Origin of the sequence: Levilactobacillus koreensis JCM 16448 (genome assembly GCF_001435525.1) — a bacterium.
GTDB lineage: Bacteria > Bacillota > Bacilli > Lactobacillales > Lactobacillaceae > Levilactobacillus > Levilactobacillus koreensis.
This window is the reverse complement of sequence record NZ_AZDP01000070.1, coordinates 13,788-35,073: the sequence shown is the minus strand read 5'-3', so window position 1 is coordinate 35,073 and position 21,286 is coordinate 13,788. Positions and strand designations below refer to the sequence as shown.

General features: G+C 46.0%; 20 protein-coding genes, 2 tRNA genes and 1 other RNA gene. 3 read left to right on the top strand and 20 right to left on the bottom strand.

Annotation, left to right across the window (positions count from 1 at the left end; translation table 11 throughout):
* Nucleotides 1-86: 86 nt before the first annotated feature.
* A complete protein-coding gene (locus FC99_RS06025; protein ID WP_048732220.1) occupies nt 87-290 on the bottom strand; it encodes a hypothetical protein in 204 nt (67 codons plus the stop codon).
* 100 nt (nt 291-390) lie between these two features.
* On the bottom strand, nt 391-1,515 hold the full coding sequence (locus tag FC99_RS06020) for a GGDEF domain-containing protein (protein WP_048732222.1): 1,125 nt from the start codon (nt 1,513-1,515) through the stop codon (nt 391-393).
* 305 nt (nt 1,516-1,820) lie between these two features.
* Here FC99_RS06020 and FC99_RS06015 point away from each other — a divergent pair, with 305 nt between their 5' ends.
* The gene (locus FC99_RS06015; protein ID WP_048732223.1) at nt 1,821-2,495 is read left to right on the top strand and encodes an EAL domain-containing protein; all 675 of its coding nucleotides are present in this window, start codon (nt 1,821-1,823) and stop codon (nt 2,493-2,495) included.
* 119 nt (nt 2,496-2,614) lie between these two features.
* Here the strand turns inward: FC99_RS06015 and FC99_RS06010 are convergent.
* Nucleotides 2,615-2,688, bottom strand: a tRNA-Glu gene (locus tag FC99_RS06010).
* Nucleotides 2,689-2,868: 180 nt separating this feature from the next.
* Here FC99_RS06010 and FC99_RS06005 point away from each other — a divergent pair.
* Nucleotides 2,869-2,940, top strand: a tRNA-Gln gene (locus tag FC99_RS06005).
* Nucleotides 2,941-3,184: 244 nt separating this feature from the next.
* Here the strand turns inward: FC99_RS06005 and FC99_RS06000 are convergent.
* The 8 genes from FC99_RS06000 to FC99_RS05965 form a co-directional block, all read right to left on the bottom strand.
* Entirely contained in the window at nt 3,185-3,760 is a 576-nt protein-coding gene (locus tag FC99_RS06000) for a hypothetical protein (RefSeq protein WP_048732225.1), read from the bottom strand.
* 43 nt (nt 3,761-3,803) lie between these two features.
* Nucleotides 3,804-4,388, bottom strand: a complete 585-nt coding sequence (locus FC99_RS05995) for a hypothetical protein (protein WP_048732227.1) — start codon at nt 4,386-4,388, stop codon at nt 3,804-3,806.
* A 257-nt stretch (nt 4,389-4,645) separates the two neighbouring features.
* Nucleotides 4,646-6,514: a SpaA isopeptide-forming pilin-related protein gene (locus tag FC99_RS05990; RefSeq protein ID WP_048732229.1), complete on the bottom strand. Its 1,869-nt coding sequence runs from the start codon at nt 6,512-6,514 to the stop codon at nt 4,646-4,648.
* Nucleotides 6,515-6,987: 473 nt separating this feature from the next.
* Nucleotides 6,988-8,334, bottom strand: coding sequence for a glucose-6-phosphate isomerase (locus tag FC99_RS05985; RefSeq protein ID WP_048732232.1), 1,347 nt, complete (start codon nt 8,332-8,334; stop codon nt 6,988-6,990).
* 132 nt (nt 8,335-8,466) lie between these two features.
* A complete protein-coding gene (locus FC99_RS05980; RefSeq protein WP_048732234.1) occupies nt 8,467-9,327 on the bottom strand; it encodes a GRP family sugar transporter in 861 nt (286 codons plus the stop codon).
* Between the two features lie 182 nt (nt 9,328-9,509).
* The gene (locus FC99_RS05975; protein WP_048732237.1) at nt 9,510-10,658 is read right to left on the bottom strand and encodes a class I SAM-dependent methyltransferase; all 1,149 of its coding nucleotides are present in this window, start codon (nt 10,656-10,658) and stop codon (nt 9,510-9,512) included.
* Nucleotides 10,659-10,721: 63 nt separating this feature from the next.
* A complete protein-coding gene (locus tag FC99_RS05970) occupies nt 10,722-12,191 on the bottom strand; it encodes a sensor histidine kinase (RefSeq protein ID WP_048732238.1) in 1,470 nt (489 codons plus the stop codon).
* A gap of 2 nt (nt 12,192-12,193) precedes the next feature.
* Nucleotides 12,194-12,919: a response regulator transcription factor gene (locus FC99_RS05965; RefSeq protein ID WP_048732240.1), complete on the bottom strand. Its 726-nt coding sequence runs from the start codon at nt 12,917-12,919 to the stop codon at nt 12,194-12,196.
* 275 nt (nt 12,920-13,194) lie between these two features.
* Here FC99_RS05965 and ssrA point away from each other — a divergent pair.
* Nucleotides 13,195-13,565: a transfer-messenger RNA gene (ssrA, locus tag FC99_RS13610) on the top strand.
* Nucleotides 13,566-15,095: 1,530 nt separating this feature from the next.
* Here ssrA and FC99_RS05960 read toward each other — a convergent pair.
* The 9 genes from FC99_RS05960 to FC99_RS05915 all read right to left on the bottom strand — a co-directional run bounded on the left by FC99_RS05960 (nt 15,096) and on the right by FC99_RS05915 (nt 21,270).
* The gene (locus FC99_RS05960; RefSeq protein ID WP_048732242.1) at nt 15,096-15,521 is read right to left on the bottom strand and encodes a hypothetical protein; all 426 of its coding nucleotides are present in this window, start codon (nt 15,519-15,521) and stop codon (nt 15,096-15,098) included.
* The gene (locus FC99_RS13940; RefSeq protein WP_048732244.1) at nt 15,521-16,120 is read right to left on the bottom strand and encodes a hypothetical protein; all 600 of its coding nucleotides are present in this window, start codon (nt 16,118-16,120) and stop codon (nt 15,521-15,523) included. Before FC99_RS13940 ends, FC99_RS05960 begins: the two co-directional genes overlap by 1 nt.
* Before the next feature lie 112 nt (nt 16,121-16,232).
* Nucleotides 16,233-16,550 (bottom strand): hypothetical protein, encoded by a 318-nt coding sequence (locus FC99_RS05950; RefSeq protein WP_048732245.1) that lies wholly within the window; start codon nt 16,548-16,550, stop codon nt 16,233-16,235.
* Nucleotides 16,540-16,911, bottom strand: a complete 372-nt coding sequence (locus tag FC99_RS05945; protein WP_048732247.1) for a hypothetical protein — start codon at nt 16,909-16,911, stop codon at nt 16,540-16,542. Before FC99_RS05945 ends, FC99_RS05950 begins: the two co-directional genes overlap by 11 nt.
* Before the next feature lie 277 nt (nt 16,912-17,188).
* Complete coding sequence (locus tag FC99_RS05940; protein WP_048736240.1) at nt 17,189-18,598, bottom strand: virulence-associated E family protein; 1,410 nt, start codon at nt 18,596-18,598, stop codon at nt 17,189-17,191.
* A 15-nt stretch (nt 18,599-18,613) separates the two neighbouring features.
* The gene (locus FC99_RS05935) at nt 18,614-19,387 is read right to left on the bottom strand and encodes a bifunctional DNA primase/polymerase (protein ID WP_082153168.1); all 774 of its coding nucleotides are present in this window, start codon (nt 19,385-19,387) and stop codon (nt 18,614-18,616) included.
* 219 nt (nt 19,388-19,606) lie between these two features.
* Nucleotides 19,607-19,978 carry a hypothetical protein gene (locus FC99_RS05925; protein ID WP_048732251.1) on the bottom strand — a complete coding sequence of 124 codons (372 nt, stop codon included), beginning with the start codon at nt 19,976-19,978 and terminating at the stop codon, nt 19,607-19,609.
* A gap of 316 nt (nt 19,979-20,294) precedes the next feature.
* The gene (locus tag FC99_RS05920; protein ID WP_048732253.1) at nt 20,295-20,579 is read right to left on the bottom strand and encodes a hypothetical protein; all 285 of its coding nucleotides are present in this window, start codon (nt 20,577-20,579) and stop codon (nt 20,295-20,297) included.
* Between the two features lie 13 nt (nt 20,580-20,592).
* Nucleotides 20,593-21,270: a Rha family transcriptional regulator gene (locus FC99_RS05915; RefSeq protein ID WP_048732255.1), complete on the bottom strand. Its 678-nt coding sequence runs from the start codon at nt 21,268-21,270 to the stop codon at nt 20,593-20,595.
* Nucleotides 21,271-21,286 lie beyond the last annotated feature (16 nt).

Sequence of the window (21,286 nt, the reverse complement as noted above, 5' to 3'; positions counted from 1 at the left end):
AATACTGCATAATGATTTTAATTATTTAGCTGTCTACTTGACAAGGAGCCGCGCCTGATCACTTCTGTGGCCCCTTTTTCGATTGACTAATTAAATAGTGCGCGTGACGCCCACAGTCCCCCGACGACCAAAACGGCAATCAAGAAGAACCGGAATAGGGCGGCAAATGCAACTAGGACGATGGCCCCGATAATCACCGTCCCGACGATTCCCAACAACCATCCGGCTAAGCCAAAGACCAACCGGAGAATTGGGAATAACAATAAGAGTAACAATAATAGTAAGACCACGATAATCGCTCCAATCCGTCATGGACACTCCCACGACTAGCAGCCATTTTACACTAAAATTGGCCGTTTGGCACGAATCTTCGTTCGAATTATCCTTTACTTAACCAGCCGTAATCTGCATGCGACCATTCTTCTTCGAATGATAGAGGTTCGCATCGACCCGCTTGTAAAAGTCCAGCGGGTTATGATCACTGGCACTTAAGACGGAAACCCCTACAGAAATCGTCACATTCAAGACCACGTCGTTGTAGGGAATCTTCAAATCCTTAACCGCTTCAAAGACCTGTTCAGCCACTGCTCGCGTCCGCTCCAAGTCGTAGTCCGGGAAGATAATGTTGAACTCTTCCCCACCAGTCCTGTATAAGATGATCTTACTGTCAACCTTCTTCAGCGTGGCCGTAACCGTGCTGGCAACCTGTTTGAGAACTTCATCCCCCGCCAGGTGACCATAAGTATCGTTCACGTGCTTGAAGTGGTCGATATCAAACATGACCATCGATAGGTCCGTATTGTGCGCGGTACTCTGCTGAAATTGGTAGGCAATTGCCCGGTCATATGCCGCATAATTTTGAACACGCGTCAACGCATCCCAATTAGCCGACTGGAAGAGGCGATCCTTGATGCGGCGGTCCTTGTCTTGAATCTTGAAGTAACCGTACATTAGTGTCGCCAACACCGCATAATCCCCTAATTCAATGAAGTACGTGTTCCAGTCCAAGTGGAAACGCAACTTGACCAAGAACCACAGCGCCACGGCAAAGAGCATGGCGATGGTGATGTAGCGTGTATACGGCCAACGCCAGAGGTGGGTACTCTGTTGGTAAGAAATCACGTAGAATAAGACGAATAAAAGCGTGTAGACCCACGACAAGACTGCCGTGAAGTTACCATTCATCAGCATAAAGCCGACACCGGCTAAGAAAATCAGCCAGTGGGGAATCTTAAGTTGTAAGAAATAAGCCACGAAAATTAACAGTAAGAGTTGAAAATTGGTAAACGTCCACGACAAATGACTATCACGAACGATTAGCTGTAATGCAAACACCGATACGACGGCACAGGTCGTCCCGATGGCAATCTGAACCCTTTTGACGTTCACTGGTTTGTTTTGCGATTCGACTTTCGCCGTTACCCAATTAAAAATCGACCAGTACAGCGTAATGACCCCTAGAACAAAGAACACACTTGTGATGATTGGGGGAACTAGCCAAATTGACCATGCCATTGTCTAATCATTCTCCTCGTTAGTTAAGTTTAGTAATTGATTGCCGACCAAAGCACCAATTATTCCCAGCTAGTCCGTACTTTCCCAACGGAAAATACGACCCCGGGCTAAATAACTCACTACTCCTACTATAAGACAAATCATATAATAAAACCATAAACCTTTATATAATATAATATGTTGCCGTGAAAATTAATACGGCCAAAAGAGCTTTCCTGTCTAATTTTTCGGTGAATTTACCCTATTTTTAATCGTCAAAATAAAGTATGATGGTAGCAGACACCTGTAAGGAGGAACTCATACCTATGTATCGTTATTTTCTTCAGCCACAACTAGATGTATCCAACAACTCGTTGATTGGCTACGAGTTGCTGATTCGCCAGCAGGTTGATGGCAAGTGGGTCCTACCCCACAACTTCGCGTCCATTCCGATTGATGTTCAGGCGGACCTCATTAACCGTACGGCCAAAAAGTTAGCTTTAAAAATCGGGTCCGTTTCCTTCAATGTCAACCAAAGCCAATTCATTGACCCGACCATTGCCAATGCAATTATTGCTGCACAACAGCACATTTATCCGGTTAACCTGGTCCTAGAGGTCACTGAAGAGGTCACCGACGAAAAAGTTTCCAATCAACAGATCATCGATCAAGTTCACTTCTTCGATGAACACGTGATTCAGCTAAGCCTGGATGATATTGGCACCGGGGTCAACACTTACGACCACCTGAAGCCCATCCTCCCTTACGCCAGTGAAATTAAATTCGCCATGCAAAACTTCCGGCAGGAAAAACGTGAAAACGAGATTCCTGAGGCCCTGGCTTTCTGGGACAAGATTGCCAAGCAGTACAAGCTTCGTTTGATCCTCGAAGGGGTGGAAAACGAAGAAGAACACGAAATGGCCGACCGCTTAGAGATTGATCTTCGCCAAGGCTGGTTCTATGGTAAGCCCCACCTCTTCAAATTGGATGGCGACAAGTAAGAATCGGTATTTTCGAATACTGGTTCTTTTTTGTTACAGGTAACAAAAAAATAAAGAGCACCAAAACGTTGTTAAATCAACGATTCAGTGCTCTTTATTTATAAACGTCGTCTTAAGTATCACCCGCACGGGGCTCGAACCCGTAACTCCGCCTTGAGAGGGCGACGTCTTAAACCAGTTTGACCAGCGGGCAATGTCATTTACTAGCAATGTCTAATTTACGCTATCCAACAAAAAATGTCAATTGTTCTCTGCATAAAATTACAAAAAATCGGAAATTCATGCAGTTCCAGCTACTTTTTAAAGAAAATTGGTTGACACCAAAAGCGGAACAAGTTACTATTAAATAGTTGCTTAAAGCAACACAGATCATTGGGTATTCGCCAAATGGTAAGGCAGCGGACTCTGAATCCGTAAGTTACTGGTTCGAGCCCAGTATACCCAATAAGTGAATCAACTCGGTGGCCGTTAATATGACGTGAAAACGTTGTGTTAGCGGTTTTTTTAATCCATTGGACTTTTTGGTTTCCATAAATAAAAAAGGTCATCAAAGGGCTTAAACAACAGCAACCTTCAATCACCTGTAAGGAACCACTCTTCTATTCACAAAAGAAAAGCAGTATTTTAGTTCCAATAGCATCAAATATTCGTATTACGCAGGACTACTATTCAAACAGATCTATCGATAATTAATTCCAACCATAACCATTACCGTAGTTATCCCCTTTAGGGTTAGTTTGTTTCGTCAATTTTTTGCTGGTGTAGTAGTACGGTTCATCAACCGGTAGCGAAGATAAATTTTTAGCGTGCAGTACTTTGACCTTCTTACCATCAACCTTGGCCGTCACTACTTTATAACTCTCTAATGCCTGTTTGGATCCCATAAAGCGCTTGCTAGTATTCCAAATACCCCATCTAGTTGACTTGCCGGATTTATAAGCAAACGCCCAATTTTCCTTCCCTTTCTGTAACTTCTTAGCCGGATTATATTGATGTAAAATCGACTTAAACTTCTCGGACTTAGTCGTTCCCCAACCTGCCCAGGTGCCCGTTAGCTTGGTTGCGGTGAAAGTCAACTTGCTGTACGTGAATTTACCGTTATCATTCTTTTCGTAATGGTACCACGTCCGACGTAAAGCCTTAGGATAGGTTTTGAGTGACTTCTGTGCTTTGGCATCTGCCGTCAATTCTGGTGTGGCGACAATTGCTGCAGCGCCCATCGTGGTGGCAACCATTGCAGCACTGAATAGTTTGATTAACTTCATTGTGTTTGCTCCTCTATATTTTATAAGTTTAATCGAATACCTCTTAATATGGCAGGTTTTGGTATAACTTTTTGAGATTCTTCTTGTCATACTTAGTTGGCTTGTCTTCCTTGAATGTCGTAAAATTCATAACACTCTCAAAATTTTTAGACGTATTCAAGCCTAAAATATCTCCGATTGCTGTGCTGCCCCAACCGGCCCTCTCAGTCTTGTTGAAATAGAACCATTTCATCATTTTCCGGGACAATAAAATTTTGTAATTGAAGTACTGAGTTGATATTGAACTCGAACTCTCAGAGTCACTATCTTTTACCGTTGGATAGCTCATTGAGCTAGTGTAAGCATAGTTTTTCCCAGCAGTCTTAGTCGTTGTCAGTACCAAATTAGCCGCCGATGCATCACTCGTCTCTACCAGCTTCACCACTTTCAGATGATTCCAGTTTTTAACTGCCAACTTCCACACGCCACGATAGTAACTCCCAGTTGATGAGATATGGTATGTAATTGTCTTCCGCGGAAAATTGGCTTTTGCTTTGGCTTGCGCACTGACTGGACTAGCTAGACCAATGCCAATCAACCCCAATACGACAATGATGCCTGCAATCCAACGTTTACCTAAACCTTTCATATTTTTCTCCTTTCCTGTGACATAATTATTTTTTAACTATTGTTTCCCTTAAACAGCGTCGAGTTTGACCACATGTACGGTCAATCAGCATTGTCCAGGTCACAAGGTACGCCTCATTATACAAAATCAGCATGACACATTATGTCGTTTGCCATCATTTACCGAAAAATATTTTAAAATCACCAAAAAAAGACCACGCCTTCTCGGAGAAAATCCCAGAAAGCGTGGTCCATTTCAATTCTTACTCATCATTAATCTCAGTGTTTCCGTAACCAACCGTACCCAAATCCGCTAGCGATAACTAGTAAGGCCACGCCCACAATCGTGTCTACCAAACTGTGCGACTGGTTTTCACCGGTCTGTGGTAAGGTCGACCCTACGTATGAGCTGTTGTCATTAGACTGGCCACTACCGTTGTGACTAGTTCCCGTCGATGATCCAGTTGAAGAAGCACCTGCTCCGCCAGTCGTCGTGCTTGGCGCCGTTGTGGTCGAACTACTACTGCCTGACGTTGTCGGTGACGTGACTGGTTTGTTCGGCTTCGTTGGTTTGCTTGGCTTCGTTGGCTTCGCTGGTGTTACTGGTTTTGTCGGCGTTGTCACTGGTGGCACCGTGGTACCAGGCTTCTCCGGCGTTGTTGGTGGCGTCGTTGTTCCCGGATTTTCTGGCGTCGTTACTGGTGGCGTCGTCGCTCCTGGGTTCTCTGGCTCCGTTACTGGTGGCGTCGTTGTTCCTGGATTCTCTGGCTCCGTTGTTGGTGGCGTCGTTGTTCCTGGGTTCTCTGGCTCCGTTATTGGTGGCGTCGTTGTTCCCGGGTTCTCTGGCTCCGTTGTTGGTGGCGTCGTTGTTCCCGGATTCTCTGGCTCCGTCGTTGGTGGCGTCGTTGTTCCTGGATTTTCTGGCTCCGTCGTGCCACTTTCTTCCTTCGTGTCGGTCGCCTTAACGAATACGGTGTCCAGGCTTCCCTCAGTAATCGTAAATGGCACCGGTTCCTTATTCAACGTATAGCCTGCCGGTGGTGTCACCTCAACGAACTGATAGTTACCTGCTGGCAAATTTGGATAGGCAATTGCCCCATCCGCATCGGTCGTTAACCCGGCCTTGATGACCTTGCCAGTGCTGTCCTGCAAGTCATACACGGCCCCGGCCAATTTTTGACCAGTTTCGCTATCCGACTTAGTCAAGATGACCTCACCAGGCACCTCTTCGTCCCCAGTGTTGTTGTCACCATTACCAATTCCAGAACCGCCCCAAACGATCCGCGCAGTGATGCTCTGACCGTTCATAGACGCTGTGTTCAGCCATTCACCACCAGTACCGGAAACTGCTGGTGTCGTGTGGTACGTCATGTTCACGGCCGTCTTAACATTCTCAAACGTAAAAATCAGCGTATTCCCCGCTGACTCAACCGTCGGCGTCAGCGTTCCGCCATCACTGATAAAGTCGCCGGTTGTCGCATCGTAGCGACCAGTGGTGACCTGAACGCTACCACCAACGTACGTTTGACCGGGACCCATATTGTCCGTAATGACCGCTTGACCCATATTGGTACTGTTCGGGTTAAACGCCACGTTCCACGTCAATCTGGCTGGTGACCCATCTGGATTGCGCTGACTGACCCAGCCAATCTTATTGATTCCCCAGTCCAAACCGACATTTTCATTCTGCGAACTCCCCTTAACGTAGAATTTCAGTGTCCCACGCCGGTTCGTCGCCGTTCCAGCCAAGACCCCGTTAAAGGTAATTGTCCCAGTACTTTGGCCCTCTCTGATGGTAAACGTCCCAATCTTCTGGCCGGCATCATCGTAGAGCGGAAAAGTCACATCTCGTCGACCCACGGCTGTATGTGGAAACGTCACGGTTGCCGTATCGCCGTCCTGAATGGTCTCTCCATCTGGTAATCCCCAAGTGTAATCAACCGTGTAGTTGTCCCACTTGCTCAAATCACTTCCATTAGGAATTCGATTCCCGTTAGCATCCGTAATAATAGCATCATTTTCACCCACACCCGAAATCGATATCTCACTGGCATGTGCTGTAATGCTACCAGCACCGAGGCCTCCGACAAGATAGACGATGATGGCTATCAACACACCCACCACGACAGCGGTTATCTTCCTTCGCATCGTAATCCTCCTCCAATTCACCCTAAACCAGTAGCTGGCCACATCCCCAAACAGAGCTTACGGCAATTGCTGGCCTCATAAGCAACTTATTTTAGACAATCATTTGACCGCCTTGTATTTACTATAGCTTATATTTAGTTAGTTAGTCCGATAGTGAGAAAAAAACAGGCGGGTTAATCAGGCAACAGATGGCAACGTCAAATTATAAATGTATCTCTGTTGATTTAATCTCTTCAGCGTCACCACTAACGTTGATAGGACGCCATTTGTCGGCTTATAAGTTGAGCTAACAATTGGCTTAATGGTCTATTCAATCTAGTTGGTTATCGACCTCTCACCAACCAAATTGACCGCCATTGAGGAGCGTTGTGAACGGCGACGGACAAGTTTGCTTTCGGCCTTTAATCGCGGGTAAAAAAAATACCCCGTCAGTCATCTCAACGGGGTATTTCATCATTTATTCTAATTTAAAATTAAAGCCGAGCGTTCAGTTCCTTACCCAACTTTTCAAAGCCAGGCTTGCCTAATAGAGCGAACATGTTCGTCTTGTAGGCTTCAACACCTGGTTGGTTGAATGGGTTGATTCCGTTCAGGTAACCTGAGACGGCAACAGCCACTTCAAAGAAGTAGATCAAGTAACCTAACGTGTAAGGCGTTTGGTCTGGGATGTGAACGCCCATGTTAGGAACGCCACCATCGGTATGGGCCAAAACAACCCCTTGGTAAGCCTTGGTGTTGACGAAGCTCATTGGCTTGCCTTGCAGGTATTTCAGACCATCTAAGTCGTCACTAGCACTTGGAACGTCAACGTCGTTTTGTGGTTGGTCAACCATAATAACGGTTTCCATCAAGTTCCGACGGCCTTCTTGGATGTATTGACCCAAGGAGTGTAAGTCGGTCGTAAAGTTAGCGGAAGATGGGTAAATGCCCTTTTGGTCTTTACCTTCGGATTCACCCATCAATTGCTTCCACCATTCTGCGAAGTACTGGAGCCGTGGTTCGTAGTTTTCCAGTAATTCTGTGGTGTAGCCCTTCCGGTACAGAATGTTCCGTAAGGCAGCGTATTGGTAAGCTTCGTTCTTAGTCAAATCAGGGTTCGTGTAAGCATCTTGTGCGTCCGCAGCACCCTTCATTAATTCGTCGATGTCAGCACCAGAAGCAGCAATTGGCAATAAACCAACGGCAGTTAAGACGGAGTAACGGCCACCAACGCCATCAGGGATAACGAATGATTCGTAGCCAGCGGCGTCAGCTTCGGTCTTCAGTGCCCCACGAGCCTTGTCAGTCGTGGCGTAGATCCGGCTCTTAGCCCCATCAACACCGTACTTCTTGATCAACATGTCCTTGAAGATCCGGAAGGCGATGGAAGGTTCCGTCGTGGTCCCAGACTTCGAAATGATGTTGACGGAGAAGTCACGGTCGCCGATTAAGTTGATCAAGTCATGAACGTAATCGGGACTGACAGAGTTTCCAGCGAAGAAGACTTGTGGTCCTTGACGCTTTTCAGCTGGTAAGTAATTAAAGAAAGTGTCGTGTAAGAAATCCACGGCCATCTTCGCACCTAAGTAAGACCCACCGATACCAATCACAACGAGAACTTCGGAATCAGAACGAATCTTCTTCGCAGCAGCTTTAATGCGGGCAAATTCTTCCTTGTCGTAGTCGTGTGGCAAAGCCAACCAGTCACGGAAATCACTGCCGGCACCAGTACCGTTACGGAGTTCGCTGTCCGCAGCGGTAACGAGTGCTTGCATTTCTCCCAACTCATTGTCATGAATAAACGGGTCAAGTTTGGAACGATCAAAGGCGATATGTGCCATATTTAGATAACCTCACTTTTATTATTATTGACTAGTCCATTATAACGCATTTCTCTAAAATGTAAATGGTATAGTCCAAATTTTTTTATAAATAAAAAAGGCCGACAACGCCCGTCATCAGCCCGTTTATAACTATTTCATTATGCCGAGAGTTACCCCACCAGCAACAACTAAAAGTGACCCAATTGTAATGTAGACCATTTCGCGATTGGTCTTCTTTTCGCCCAGTAGCCAGATGCTCCCAAAGGTTGAGATGACGATCCCACATTGAGCCAGGGAGTAGCTAATGGCTAGCCCAACCGATGGGATGGCCATGAACATGAAGAAGTTCCCAACCCCCCAGACCAGTCCAGTTAGCATGTTCTTCGCAGTGGCCTTATGCCAAACCTTCTGCCGAGAGAACATCACGAAAATCAAGGCACCCAGGATCATTCCGATAGACTGTGGGAAAATAATAGTCTTCGACGAAATTCCAGACATGTTCACAATCACCGTGTAAAGCACATAACCAATCGTAGAAATCACGATGGCTACGGAACCTTTACCGGCTTCCATGTGTTCCGTACCCGCAACCGCTTTCTTATCACGCAGGGAGGTTAGGGCTGCACCGGCGATTAGGACGATAACAGCAATGGTTCCCATCGTGACCATCTTAGTGGTCTTCCATTCATGGAAGAGCAGTACCCCGGCCAGCGCCGTCCCCACCAATTGTAGCCCGGTTGAAATTGGCACTGTCCGTGAAATCCCAATAAACTTCATGGATTGGAATTGTTCAAACTGACCAACGGCCCAGCAGAGTCCTGAAGCAACCCCAACCAACATTGCCATCCAAGTCAATTGACTGTGGAAGTACACTAAGGAGAAAATCCCAAAGACGACGGCGCCGGCGGTCATCCCCAACGTTTGTTGGTAAGATGTCCCCCCGAGTCGGCCACTAATTAATCCAATGCTACCCCAACACACCGTTGGAATTAAAGCTAATAATACACCCATTTGTAAACCTCAACTCTCGTTTCAATTCTGACTTTTCTCTCTGTAAGCGCTTCTTAATTTGCAATAGTAAGTTTAAATGTTTCCATTCCAAAAGTAAACCATTGTTGTCTAAAAAAATACCGATTGGCAAGTGGTCTATCTTACCAATCGGTACTCCTTGTGTTAGTTTTCAATCGTTTTCATTAAACAATCGTTAGTAGTAAACCCTTTAATGATTCACTGTGTCGGTCCGCAGCATTGCTTTGAAAATCAGCTGGTGACTGAAAAGTTGTGGAAACACTTACAGAACCGGTATAATTTTCAACGGCGTCATTCACCGTCTGCCGTAAACGTTTCAAGTTGTACGTTGGTGTCGTGGTCGTGACCAGCACCTGTGAACCGGTATGGGTCAATTTCAGTGCCTGTTCGAGCAGCTCTTGCAGGTCCTGTTCCAAGGTAAAGGCCCGCTTCTTTCCCCGAACGAAAGCTGGTGGGTTGATGGCGATCGTGTCAAACGTCAACTCATGCTTCACGGCGTAATCCAAGTAGTTGGCCACGTCCATAGTCCGCATCTCAACGGCTGCTTGATCCAAGTTGTTCGCGTCCAATTGCGCTTGGGTCGCTGTCGTTGCCCGGTTCGTGGGGTCAACGGTGACGGCTTCCACCGCACCACCGACCATGGCAGCCGTGACCACCCCGGTTTCGGCACTAAATAGGTTCAACAGGCGCTTTTGTGCGCTATCCGCCTTGACCCAGTCCCGGATATCACGGAATTCTAAGGCCAACTGTTGGCGACCAGACGTTAAGTCAACGGGATAAGCAATCCCATTTTCCATAATCGTCATCGGTTGCTTGCCCAAGTCGCCCCGGACCAGCTGGGCCTTTTCCTGACCAGCGGAGACGGAGACGATTGGAAAGGCCTTACCCACGATACGGTCAAAGGCGGAGTAGATCAACCGTGACTGTTGCTTCAGGGCTTGGTTCTCCCAACGAAAGACGTATATGCCGTTGTAAACGTCGATGGTCAAGCCACCAAGGTTATCACCAACACTGTTGAACAGGCGGTAAGCGGCAACGTCAGCGAAGGCTGAACGCCGGGCCGCTGCTGCCCGCAATTTGCCAGCGAAGAATCGTTCGTCAATTGCTTCATTTTCCCGTAGGCTCAGCACGTAGCCGATACCACGGTGTTGTTTTGCAAAGTAAGCTGTGGCGACGAAGTGACCGTGGTTTTCCAATTGGACCCACGCGCCATCCTCGAAGTCATTATGGTTTTCTAGATCGGTTAAAGATACGATGGGATAGCCGTCCTCGAACTTACGGACGGATTTTCCGGTAATTTGTACTCGTTTCAAAAGTTTCCTCCTTAAGTGGTTCTTCTCATTGTAACATGCCACGCGGTTCAGCACAGCTCCTGATTACTCGGCTGGCTTGGCCCGTTCAGAATTCGTCTGATGCTGGTCGGGGAAAATGACGGTAAAGGTCGTGCCGACCCCTTCCTTACTGGTAACGCTGATTTTCCCGTGGTGCAGTTGAACCAGCTGATGCACGATGGATAAGCCCAGACCGGACTCGCCATACTTGGTGTTCTTCCGTGACGGATCGGCCTTATAATAGCGTTCCCAGATGTTCTGCAGCTGTTTGTCGGACATTCCCATCCCGGTATCGGCAACCTTCACGATGGTCTCCTCATACCCTCGCTGGGCGGAAATGGTGATGTTCCCCTGCTGGGTAAATTGAATGGCGTTCTGCGTAATGTTGAACATGATCTGGACGAACCGGTCGTAGTCGGCATACACCGGAATCTCCTTTGGTGCCTGTAATTCTAGTGCATCCCCGCTATCATCGGCCTTTTGCTTCAGCTGTTCCACAATATTATGCAGGGCATCGATGGCGTTGAACTCGTGCAGGTTGAGCATGATCTGATTTGAACGAATCTTTTCGTAGTCCAAATTCTCGTTGACCAATCGAATCAGACGACTGGTCTCACTGCGCATCAACTCGATACTCTCTTCCTTACTCTCCTCGGGAATGGCATCGTAAGCCAGACCCTCAAGCAAACCGTTGATGGTGGTCAGTGGTGTTCGCATTTCGTGAGAAGCATTGGCCATGAATTCCCGACGACGTTCTTCCTGGCGTTGAATCTCTTCTTGTGAATCCTTCAACGAGTGGGCCATGCCGTTAAAATCGTTGATCAGGTCATCAATTTCGTCCCGATTGCGGCTCGCCATTTGAACATCGTAGTTTCCTTTGGCCACTTGATTGGTCGCTTTTCGCAGCCGGTTGATTCGTGACGTGTAGTAGCGCGCCAAGATATAACTGGCAACAATGGCTACTAAACACGAGAACAACAACGATTTGATCAGATTACGATTGATCTGGTTGACGTTGGTGTTGATGTCGGAGACGAAGGCCCCCATCACGACGACCGCAACCAACTTATTATTATAGAAGTAAGGTTTCATGACCTCAGTCACCGCTGGACCCACCTGGCCGTTTTTATTACGGACCCGCCGATCGACAACTTTGTGAATGATTTGATTATTTTTTAACTTCTTCCAATCAGAGCTGGCGATGGACTGTTGATAGACATTCGCTGGAAAGACGATGCGGTTCGATGAATTATAAATGGCCGTACTGACCGCCTGGTTTTGCAACAACTGCTCGCTATTTTCCAGCGCCGTCGTGTCAAAGTTGACGACCTTCGGGTGCTGTGAGCTGATTCTTAATGACTGTTCGATCAGGCTGTTGGCGTACTTTTCCAGTGAATTCCACGTATTGCTGTACACCATGTGCCGGGTCATCTGCGAGTACGACACGCCCATTAGGACCAGAATAATCGTGATGGCCGCAAAGAACCCCAACATTTGTTGATACATTAGCTTCATTGTTAGTTTGCTCCACTATCGTCAAATTTATAACCCACCCCCCAAACAGTTTGGATAATCTGGGGGCCAACCTTTTCGATCTTCTGCCGTAACTTTTTGATGTGGGCGTCCACGGTGCGTTCGTCGCCGTAGTATTCGTAATCCCATACCAATTGCAGGAGCTGTTCCCGCGAAAAGACCTGGCGTGGTTTCTGGGCTAGCGTCTTGAGTAAGTCGAATTCTTTAGGCGTTAAGTCTTGAATCTGCCGGCCATTTAGATAGGCCTCGCGGGTCTTCGTGTTGAGCTTAAAATTCTCAGTGACCACGTCAAATGATTCCGTGTCATTTAATGGTGCGGCGTCCGTCTTCGAAATGGGACCGAGTTCGGCGCGCCGGTGTAGGGCCTTGATCCGCGCAATCAGCGTGATGGGACTAAATGGCTTGGTGACGTAATCGTCCGCCCCCATTTCAAGGCCCAAGACTTGGTCACTCTCCGAATCCCGCGCCGTCAACATGATAATTGGCACGGTCGGCGACAGCTTGCGAATCTCGGCGCTGACCTGCATGCCGTCCATCCCGGGTAGGTTCAGGTCCAGCGTGACCATGTCCCAATCGTTGGGCGCGGCGGCAAACATCTCGACCGCTTCGTTTCCGTCGTAGGCGAATTGCGCGTCCCACTGCTCCTTCTTAAAGAACATGGACATCATCTGTGATACTGAATGGTTGTCTTCAATCATTAATAACTTCATTGCTACCTCCAAAAGTTCAGTCTCTCACGTACTCGGAGCCGGCAAAAAGTTAGTGAGTCATAGTGTCTTGAACTTAACAGGTTAATCAGACATCCCCATGATAGAATCATGAAGTTTCTGTAACTTTTCGCCGGTTACTTATTTTTCGGCCGTGTGGGCCCTTAATTACCTATTATACTATACCGTGGCCGCCGATATTTCCTTAAATTAGCTGCAAACAAGCGAAATAGTTTTCACGACCGCTGAGATATGCTACACTATACAAGTATCGTCATGGGGCTGTTCTGGATTCGACTGGTATAGGTTGAAGCTTGACTGCGCGTCGTAGCGGCATCTACGTTAAAAGGTCCAGTTTATTATAACTGCAAAAAATAATAACAATTCTTACGCTTTAGCTGCTTAATAGGCGCTTAACGTAGATCCTCCTAGGCTTGCCCGCGGTCTAGATCTGGGTCCTAAATTTAACGGGCTTACGCTAACGGCTCCCACCTGAAGTACGTTAGAAGAGATGAATCAGGTTAGCTGAGTATGTGGGCCCTGACAGGCGGCAAGTTATTCAGTGAAACTTTAAGTAGTCTGCCTATGCGTGTAGACGTTGAGTTGGCAATATGCTAGGACGCGGGTTCGATCCCCGCCAGCTCCATTTTTCAGATAAACCCATGATGTAAGCACCGTCTTAACACCGTGGTTATAGGGTTTCAAGTTTCTGCGTATCACATAGAAAACCATAGAATGGCATTCAATGGCATTCAAAATGGCATTCACGAAATGACCCAATAAACCAGCGGTGATAGGAATAAATGGCTGTTAGTCAAATTGACTAGCAGTTTTTATTTTGGACTATTTGCTGTTGTCTAATATAATGCAACGCCCAATGGTAACGTTGCATTTCAAAGGGAGCGTTTTTACTTGCGAAATGCCCCGCTTTCACCTTCCCTATCGCTTACCTAGCAGGGGATAAAGCCTATAGATTACGCAGCTTAGAGATCCCTTATAACCTTGGCAAATACGAGCATTTACCAGCATACCGTTGCATTTAAAATGCTATCAAATGTCAGCATGGAAGCTCACCATAACCTTATAAAGGCTTATCAATCGTTACCCTTAATCGCTCCATTTAACCTTAGGGTTTACTAGGGTAACGCTCCCTTTCAATGTTGGGGTTTGCAAGGGTAGCGTTCCTCTTGATCAACATCACAATCAGTCTGAATTTGAATTATTTTGGGTGCACCCTCCTAATACAAAAAAGGTGCACCCGTCTTTTGCGATAGTACCGGTATTACTGAGCACTGCACCATAGTGTTTGTTTCACAATAAGGTACACTAGTAAGCTGTCGCGATTTACGACTACCTAGCCTTCTCCTGAGGCAGCGCTGGTTTAATACTCGCAAAATAATCCGACAAAACCCGACACTTTGAGCTTTTCTAATGTCTCCAAAACCCCTACACATTCGTTATATATTCTTTTTAGGGTGTCAGAAATGTCAGCATGATTTCTCTTTTTAGGGCCTCCACAATCTCCACATATTCGTTATACATCCCCTTTAGGGTGTCCGAAATGTCCGGATAGACTTCACCGTTTCGTAACGCTCCGATTCCATCAAACGTAACGCTCCTATTGGCATAAGTATCTCGAATGCTTACGTGCCAGCAGTTTACGCCTTATTTTGTGTTAAATTGTTTCAGCACAATCCGTGTTTGTTTTGTAATAGGCCGTTAAAATTCGTATCGCGGAGTTTCCCGCTGTAGTCATGTTTTGTGTTGAGTTCGTTTCGGCAATCTGTGTTATTTGAATCGTAACGCTCCCTTTTAACGCTCCAATTGAAAAACGCCAACAAATGCCAACATTCCCAAGACACTAGCATTTGTTAGCATTTATGATCCGCGTTGTTTTGTAATAGGTCTAGGAACGCTCCATAACTCCTTGAAAAAAGTTAAGTTTTGTCAAGTTTTGTCAAGTCGTTTATCCTATACTCTTCCGCTTTGAATGGCAGGTTTTAGCAGGTAGTAAACTAGCTCTGGCGATTATGTTACAATACCCATGTTAGGTTAATTTGGTGAGGCTACTGGCGGGTAGTACACTACAAGTAAAAGCCACCCTACCTATCCCTCATGGTATAATTACCATTGGGAGGCGGGGTGGCTTCTCACGTTCAGGTCGTTAATAGCGGCCTTTTTATTTTGGATATTTTTCTAGCTGTCGCAACATAGCATACGCGGTCTGTCGCTGACTTTCGGTACTATCCGGGTCACCTAATACCTGATTGGCAACTCCTCGAATTACATAACTGTCGGCTGCCCATCCATTCTCAGTCTGAATAAAGTGATCATCACTGTATCCCTCATACATGGGGTACATTCTTTTTAGTCCGGCCACAGTGTCCGGCTCGTACTCACCATGCTCATTCTGACTAAAGCTAGCAACAAATCCTTTATCAATGGCCTTTTGAGTTGGACTGCCATCCTCGTTTAGCATCCCTTTTTGCACCATGATTCGATAAATCTGTGCCTTAACGTCGTTCTCTTTGCCCGGAATAATTGTTCCCTCTTGTGCTGCAATGTTATAGGCATCTTCTACTAAACTTGGGTAAACGATCTTCATTACATATTGCCTCCGTTCACTTTTTTTAATTGATACTCGTTGCCTCTGCTGTCAAAGTACCGGTGCTGGTCCTTGCCATAGCTCACGATATGGATTGTTACGTTGCGTTCTCTCACAGCCGGTAGTGCACTGTGATAGTTTAAGAACTGGCTCACGGCCTGAATACTCTTGTGCTGGCGGTTCGCAATCGCCTGTCTACTCAATCCCTGATTAATCAGTTTAGCTAGTTCTGCCTGCTTTCGCTTAGTTACTGGCATCCCCGGCGTAACCGCTCGATGCTTTCGGGGATGGGGTTGCTGTGGCCGTCTACTAGGATGCTGTTTAATCTGTTTGAGATAGGCTTCAACTTCGGCATCATCTAAATCCATCTCAAATGCAATTTTCCGAACTGACCAGCCCGACAGCGACAGTCTATACATGTCCCAATGCTGTTGCTGTAATCGCTCCTGATTGCGTTTATCTTCTTGCCGGTATAAATGACTGGCATACGCCTTGGCGGCCTTACATACAGCGCAATTTGCGTCCTTGCAGCGGTCTACTCGATGGCTACCTAGAAGCCTAGTAAGTCCTTTTGACGTGTATTGATAGCCTTGCTTCACACAATCACCTCACTTAAACATTCCGTATGGATAGCGTACTAACGCAATACGCAATTTCGTACGCAATCTCTGTTATCAGTTTCTACAAAAGATATGCGTAAAATTGTGCACATCACCGGAATGGCTTGTCACTAATCATGCCTACTAGCATGTCCCATCCCTGTTCGTCCATGTATTGGGGATGCTTTTCAGCAAAACGCTTAATTCGGTCGCTATTTTTAACTTGATGCCACCGTACTCGCTTTATCTGGTATCTAACTTGCTTAACCCTCATCGTTACCCATAACCGGGGATAACGGCCGGTGTTGGCCTCAGCAATCAAACGGTCGGCTGCTTGTTCTAAGGAATCTACCTTACGAGCCACCCGTTGCTGGTGCTTAAACATACATGCCAACTCTTTTTCTTCACGTTGCTTAGTCTTAGCTGACACTTTCAGCGCCCCCATCCCCATTTACTGGTTCAATGACTGGCTTTAAGTTAGCCTTCCAGTTAACTAGGTCGGCATTCTGAATGGCCGTTAGCCGGATATTCATACTATTAATCTGATGTTCATAGCCGGTGATACCAATCTGCCGTTCATCCTCGTTAGTAGCAATAAATATTCCCTTATGCTGGCCTGACCGTAGCGCCACGATAGGGACACCGTGTACGTTGACCAGATTACTGATAGACTCCCGTACGGCCCGAATGGTTAAACCAGTTAGCTTGCCAATATCATCCGTACTGGCCGGGCTTTCTCCACCAACGGGGATGGCATTTAATACATCTTGCTCGATCATACTTGGTTTCATTTTTAGTCACTCACTTTCTCACTCTGAATCAGGTATCAATTCACTGTCACTTCTATTTATTCTTTTTCAATCAAATTAAGTGTCACAGACGTCACAGTGTCACAAATACTATTAGATCAACGTTTACAGCTATTTTAAAGTGTCACTTTACTGTCATTAAGCGTCACAGCCATTCCTACCTTGTGACACTTTGTGACGCTTATGTGACACTTATTATTTCTAAGGAATGCTGCCATATAAGAGATTGTGACGCTTAACCACTTGTGACACTTAATATCTATAGAGTATTTATATACCCTCTAATTTGATGGCCCTGACTTCTAATACGCTGATACTGCCAGTCAGGCTCATTATCCATGATGAGTTTTATCTTTTTCGTTTCTCCACTGATACGGCCTGACAAATAGCTATCCGCTTGCTTGTTGAAAACGACTGCCAATATTTCCCTTATACTGGTTTGTGCCATTGCTTCTTTCTTATCACTGAGATGAACACCCAACCACTCTGGCTGACTGTCCTTGGAGTTATCACCATCTACATAATGTTCAAAGTAACTGTGCTTAAGGCTAAACGTCAACTCATCCCAATTTGAAGGAACCGGCATAGCTAGATATTCTTCTATTGCGTCCTTCAACGGGTCAACTACTTGTGCTTCATGCTGATAAGACTTGGCCTCATCAATAGTTCGTTGATCAAGATATAGTTTTTCACCGGCATCTACCCACGTTTTAACCTCAGCTAATATCTGAAAAATGTCTCCCTGAACCGGCTGCCACGGACTTTTTACAGCACGATTAATACCACACCGGATTGGATAGAAACGACGTTCTCCCGTTGCATCTTTCAAGTAGTCATGCTGATTAGTTGTCCCGATAAATACGTTCTTACGGGGATGAAACGTAGCAAAATGACCGTAACTATTTCGATAGTTATCAGACAAAATGCTGGTAAAGTTCTTTAGGGCCTCCACGTCTGTTTTCTTCATTGCTGATAACTCAGCAATTTCAACAATCCAGCTACCTGTTAGCTTCTGCAAGTCGTCTTTAGTTTTTCCCATTGTGTCTAGCGAACTATTAACGTAGTCAGGAGCTAGTAAACCTACAACTGTACTTTTACCTAATCCCTGAGGGCCTTCAAGAATAGGAATGATTTCAAACTTACACCCGGGATGATAAACGCGCGCCACTGCACCGGATAACCACTTACGAGTAACCATTCGGGTATAGTGATTGTCCTCAGCTCCAAGGTAATCAGTAAAGAACCTTTCAGCTCGTGGTTTCCCATCCCATTTAACCTTCTCTATTCTTTCTTTAATAGGATTAGAAGAGTGTTCCCTAGCAACCGCTGCAATGGCATCCTGCAAATTATCTGTAGTAAAGAGCACATTATATTTTTCATCCAGATATACGCGAATAATTGAATTGTCATCATCTTTCCACATACCTGCCTTTTGATGAGTCACCGGGTTGTCTTTGAGTATTGAAATCTGTTCCGAAAACTCATCAAATGCCAGTAGTCCCTTTAAGTTAGGATCGTTTTTTAAATACAATATGATGTTATGAAGCGAGCTTAGTTTGATGCCACCGTTGGTCGTTCGGCGTAAATCATCCGTCCAATCACTGGCACTATCAGCCTCAGCAATCCGTTTATCGCGTTCGGCCGCTAGCCGCTTAGTTTCTGCATCCATTTCCACGCTATCACCTCACAATCGCTTTATGATTGAGTAGAATATTTGATTAACCTCTTTGTCCGGTAAAGGCACTTCTAAGTGATCATTGGCAAATTGTAACAGCTCATAAGCCGTTGTTGTTTGGCAACCCGTTTTGAATATTTTCCCAACCAGTGACGTTAAGAACACATTGCGGTTACCCGCTGCTGTACCTTGCACTAAATCATCTAACCAACGACCAGCCCACGTCTTCTTAGTTATTGAGGCGTTCTCTCGTGACACGTTCACATTCTCTTTGAACAAGTCATTGAGTAGCCAGTCAGGAGCCACCTTTGCTTGCACCAATTGCTGACCGCCTACCGGATGGTAAGAACGTTTCTCGATTATACTAGGGGCAATCACCACAAAATCAGTCAGCACATCCACACCGGGACGCCAATTAACCTCTCGATGGGGATGCTTACTAGGTACCGCGAAAAAGAAATGTAGTCCATTCCCCGGCGTCTGTTCAATGTAAGTATCAGTTGGCAACTTATGGCCACCCTGCTTCAACTCAGCAAGACTAGCTACCCCATCATGGCCGTTCTGGTGTCGGTCAACGTCCACAACTAGTAGGTTAGACGTATCTAAACGCAAGCCAATGTTAGTAGTCGGCTCTGCCTCAAACCAGCCTGAAACGGCCTGTAAATCGCTTGTCGCTGACTTGTAACCGTCCATCCCCCTAGGTGGTTTCTTACTGTTGGCAATCAGTGGGAATAGCTTGAATCCTTGCTTGGCTAATGCCAGTGCATACTCTTTTCTATCCACGATGGCCACCTCTAATCCGTATGGCCAACATTGGGGATGATTGTTAGTGAGTCCCTAACACTGGAATTATTGACTTTAAGCCGATGTATCTGCCCTGCAATTGAATCTCTTTGCTTTTGAGTCAGATTAATTCTGTCCATAAGCTCCTGTAAATAGTCCAACTGGATTAGGGTACCGTTCAAATTCACCTCAGCCTCATGTAAGACCTGCGATAGATGCTTAGACTGATTGTTCATGGCTGCCGGCCTCCCCTTTCTTACCAGTTAGATAAGCTACTGAATTTTTTAACACGTCATTAACAGTCCCTAACCAACTATCCAAGTCCATCGCCTTATCTGACAGCAGCATAATAATCTGTGCTGCTTGATAAATAATTAGGTCGCGATCATCTAACTTGCTTCTAAGCTCACTGGCGCTAAGCCTAAAGTAATTCTCGCCTTGTGACTTTTTCTCTAGGGTAGGCTGAACCAGCTCACACAATGCAATAGCAGCACTATTATTCGCTTGTGCCTTGCCAGTCGTAATCCGTCCTTGCTGTAACTCATCTAAAATGGCCGTTAGTCCTGCACCATTTAACTCATTTCTGTCCATAAACATTGCCTCATTTCTTAAAATCAATTAGAATAGGCAATGAAAAAAGCATACAAGTGCTTGAAATAACTGCACGTATCAGCTCGCCAAAGTTGAGATACGTGCTTTTTGTATGCTCTGATTTTCATTGTGTATTCTCCAATCTGAACTAAACCCTAGATTAGGGCTTGGTTACTTAAACCTCCTAGCCACCATGCCGGTTGCCACACCTAAACCATAACTGCCAAAGAAGCCATCTAACAATAGATTAAATAACATGATCCACTCACCTTCTTTCAAGCTCCAACTACTAAATGCCTACCACCGCTGGTTTTGTCTACAATTGCAACATCCACTCAGTAATTTCTCGCTTATAACCAACCACTTTATCCACCTCAGGAAGAAAATGAATTGGAAGGCCGTTGTTAATCAATATGGTTAGTGTTCCCGGTGATACTTTCAGCCACTTTGCAATGGCCTGTTTAGATGGCAACCACGGGCTATCTATGGCAGTTTGTCGCCTAGCTTCTTTGATAGCCGCTTCAATTGTTGCCATGACCTGTTTCTTAAGTTGTTCATCATACTCAGGCGGTAACATGACCCGCAACGCCTGTTCATCCACGGTCTAGGCCCCCTCATTTTGCTGTTGTTGGCAGCTTCAATGTAACTTGTAAAATCACCCCCTTAATATTCAGCACATTCTTAATCTGCTGGTAGTCCATCCCCGCACCTAAGAACGTTATTACCCGCTGCTTAACCAGGCGCACGGCTTCTGCTTCTTCACTGGTTAGGTAGTGCGTGATAGGTTCATCACGCGGGATAGACCGTACCTTACGTAGCTTAGTGGAATCCACACCCAACGCCTGCCGGTACACTAACCGATTGAAGTTAGAGAACTCATGGCCGTGTTGGTCAATCTGACTTTCAGCAACGGCAGTGCCTAATCCTTTTGAGAACTCTTTGCCTAGTTCAAAGCGGGCACGGCGTTCGACTAACTCACGCTGCATAGCATAGAATTGGCGCACTAATTCTTCTTTGAAGTCAGCTACTCGCGGCGTATTCTTTAGGAAGGTTATAAGTAACGTTGCTTGCTGCTGATTGAGTAAAAAGGTCTTAGCTTTTTGACCACTAATCAAAGGTGTCATTTTAAATAACAGCTCTCCACGGTTAGCCCGCTTCAACCGTTCCACATTTTTGTTCACCGTGACATTGATTGAATGATGTGTGATTCCTGCATAATCCGCGATTGTATCAGCAGTGGTAAATGCCTCTGCATCCACCCGCGGGGATGATAAAAACACTAGGTCGTTCATTCATTAGGCCTCCTTG

Bases quoted from the DNA above. Each gene is read 5' to 3' on its own strand.
- FC99_RS06020 (WP_048732222.1), bottom strand. From the start codon at position 1,515: ATGGCATGGTCAATTTGGCTAGTTCCCCCAATCATCACAAGTGTGTTC.
- FC99_RS06015 (WP_048732223.1), top strand. From the start codon at position 1,821: ATGTATCGTTATTTTCTTCAGCCACAACTAGATGTATCCAACAACTCG.
- FC99_RS06000 (WP_048732225.1), bottom strand. From the start codon at position 3,760: ATGAAGTTAATCAAACTATTCAGTGCTGCAATGGTTGCCACCACGATG.
- FC99_RS05995 (WP_048732227.1), bottom strand. From the start codon at position 4,388: ATGAAAGGTTTAGGTAAACGTTGGATTGCAGGCATCATTGTCGTATTG.
- FC99_RS05990 (WP_048732229.1), bottom strand. From the start codon at position 6,514: ATGCGAAGGAAGATAACCGCTGTCGTGGTGGGTGTGTTGATAGCCATC.
- FC99_RS05985 (WP_048732232.1), bottom strand. From the start codon at position 8,334: ATGGCACATATCGCCTTTGATCGTTCCAAACTTGACCCGTTTATTCAT.
- FC99_RS05980 (WP_048732234.1), bottom strand. From the start codon at position 9,327: ATGGGTGTATTATTAGCTTTAATTCCAACGGTGTGTTGGGGTAGCATT.
- FC99_RS05970 (WP_048732238.1), bottom strand. From the start codon at position 12,191: ATGAAGCTAATGTATCAACAAATGTTGGGGTTCTTTGCGGCCATCACG.
- FC99_RS05965 (WP_048732240.1), bottom strand. From the start codon at position 12,919: ATGAAGTTATTAATGATTGAAGACAACCATTCAGTATCACAGATGATG.
- FC99_RS05960 (WP_048732242.1), bottom strand. From the start codon at position 15,521: ATGAAGATCGTTTACCCAAGTTTAGTAGAAGATGCCTATAACATTGCA.
- FC99_RS05945 (WP_048732247.1), bottom strand. From the start codon at position 16,911: ATGAAACCAAGTATGATCGAGCAAGATGTATTAAATGCCATCCCCGTT.
- FC99_RS05940 (WP_048736240.1), bottom strand. From the start codon at position 18,598: ATGGATGCAGAAACTAAGCGGCTAGCGGCCGAACGCGATAAACGGATT.
- FC99_RS05925 (WP_048732251.1), bottom strand. From the start codon at position 19,978: ATGGACAGAAATGAGTTAAATGGTGCAGGACTAACGGCCATTTTAGAT.
- FC99_RS05915 (WP_048732255.1), bottom strand. From the start codon at position 21,270: ATGAACGACCTAGTGTTTTTATCATCCCCGCGGGTGGATGCAGAGGCA.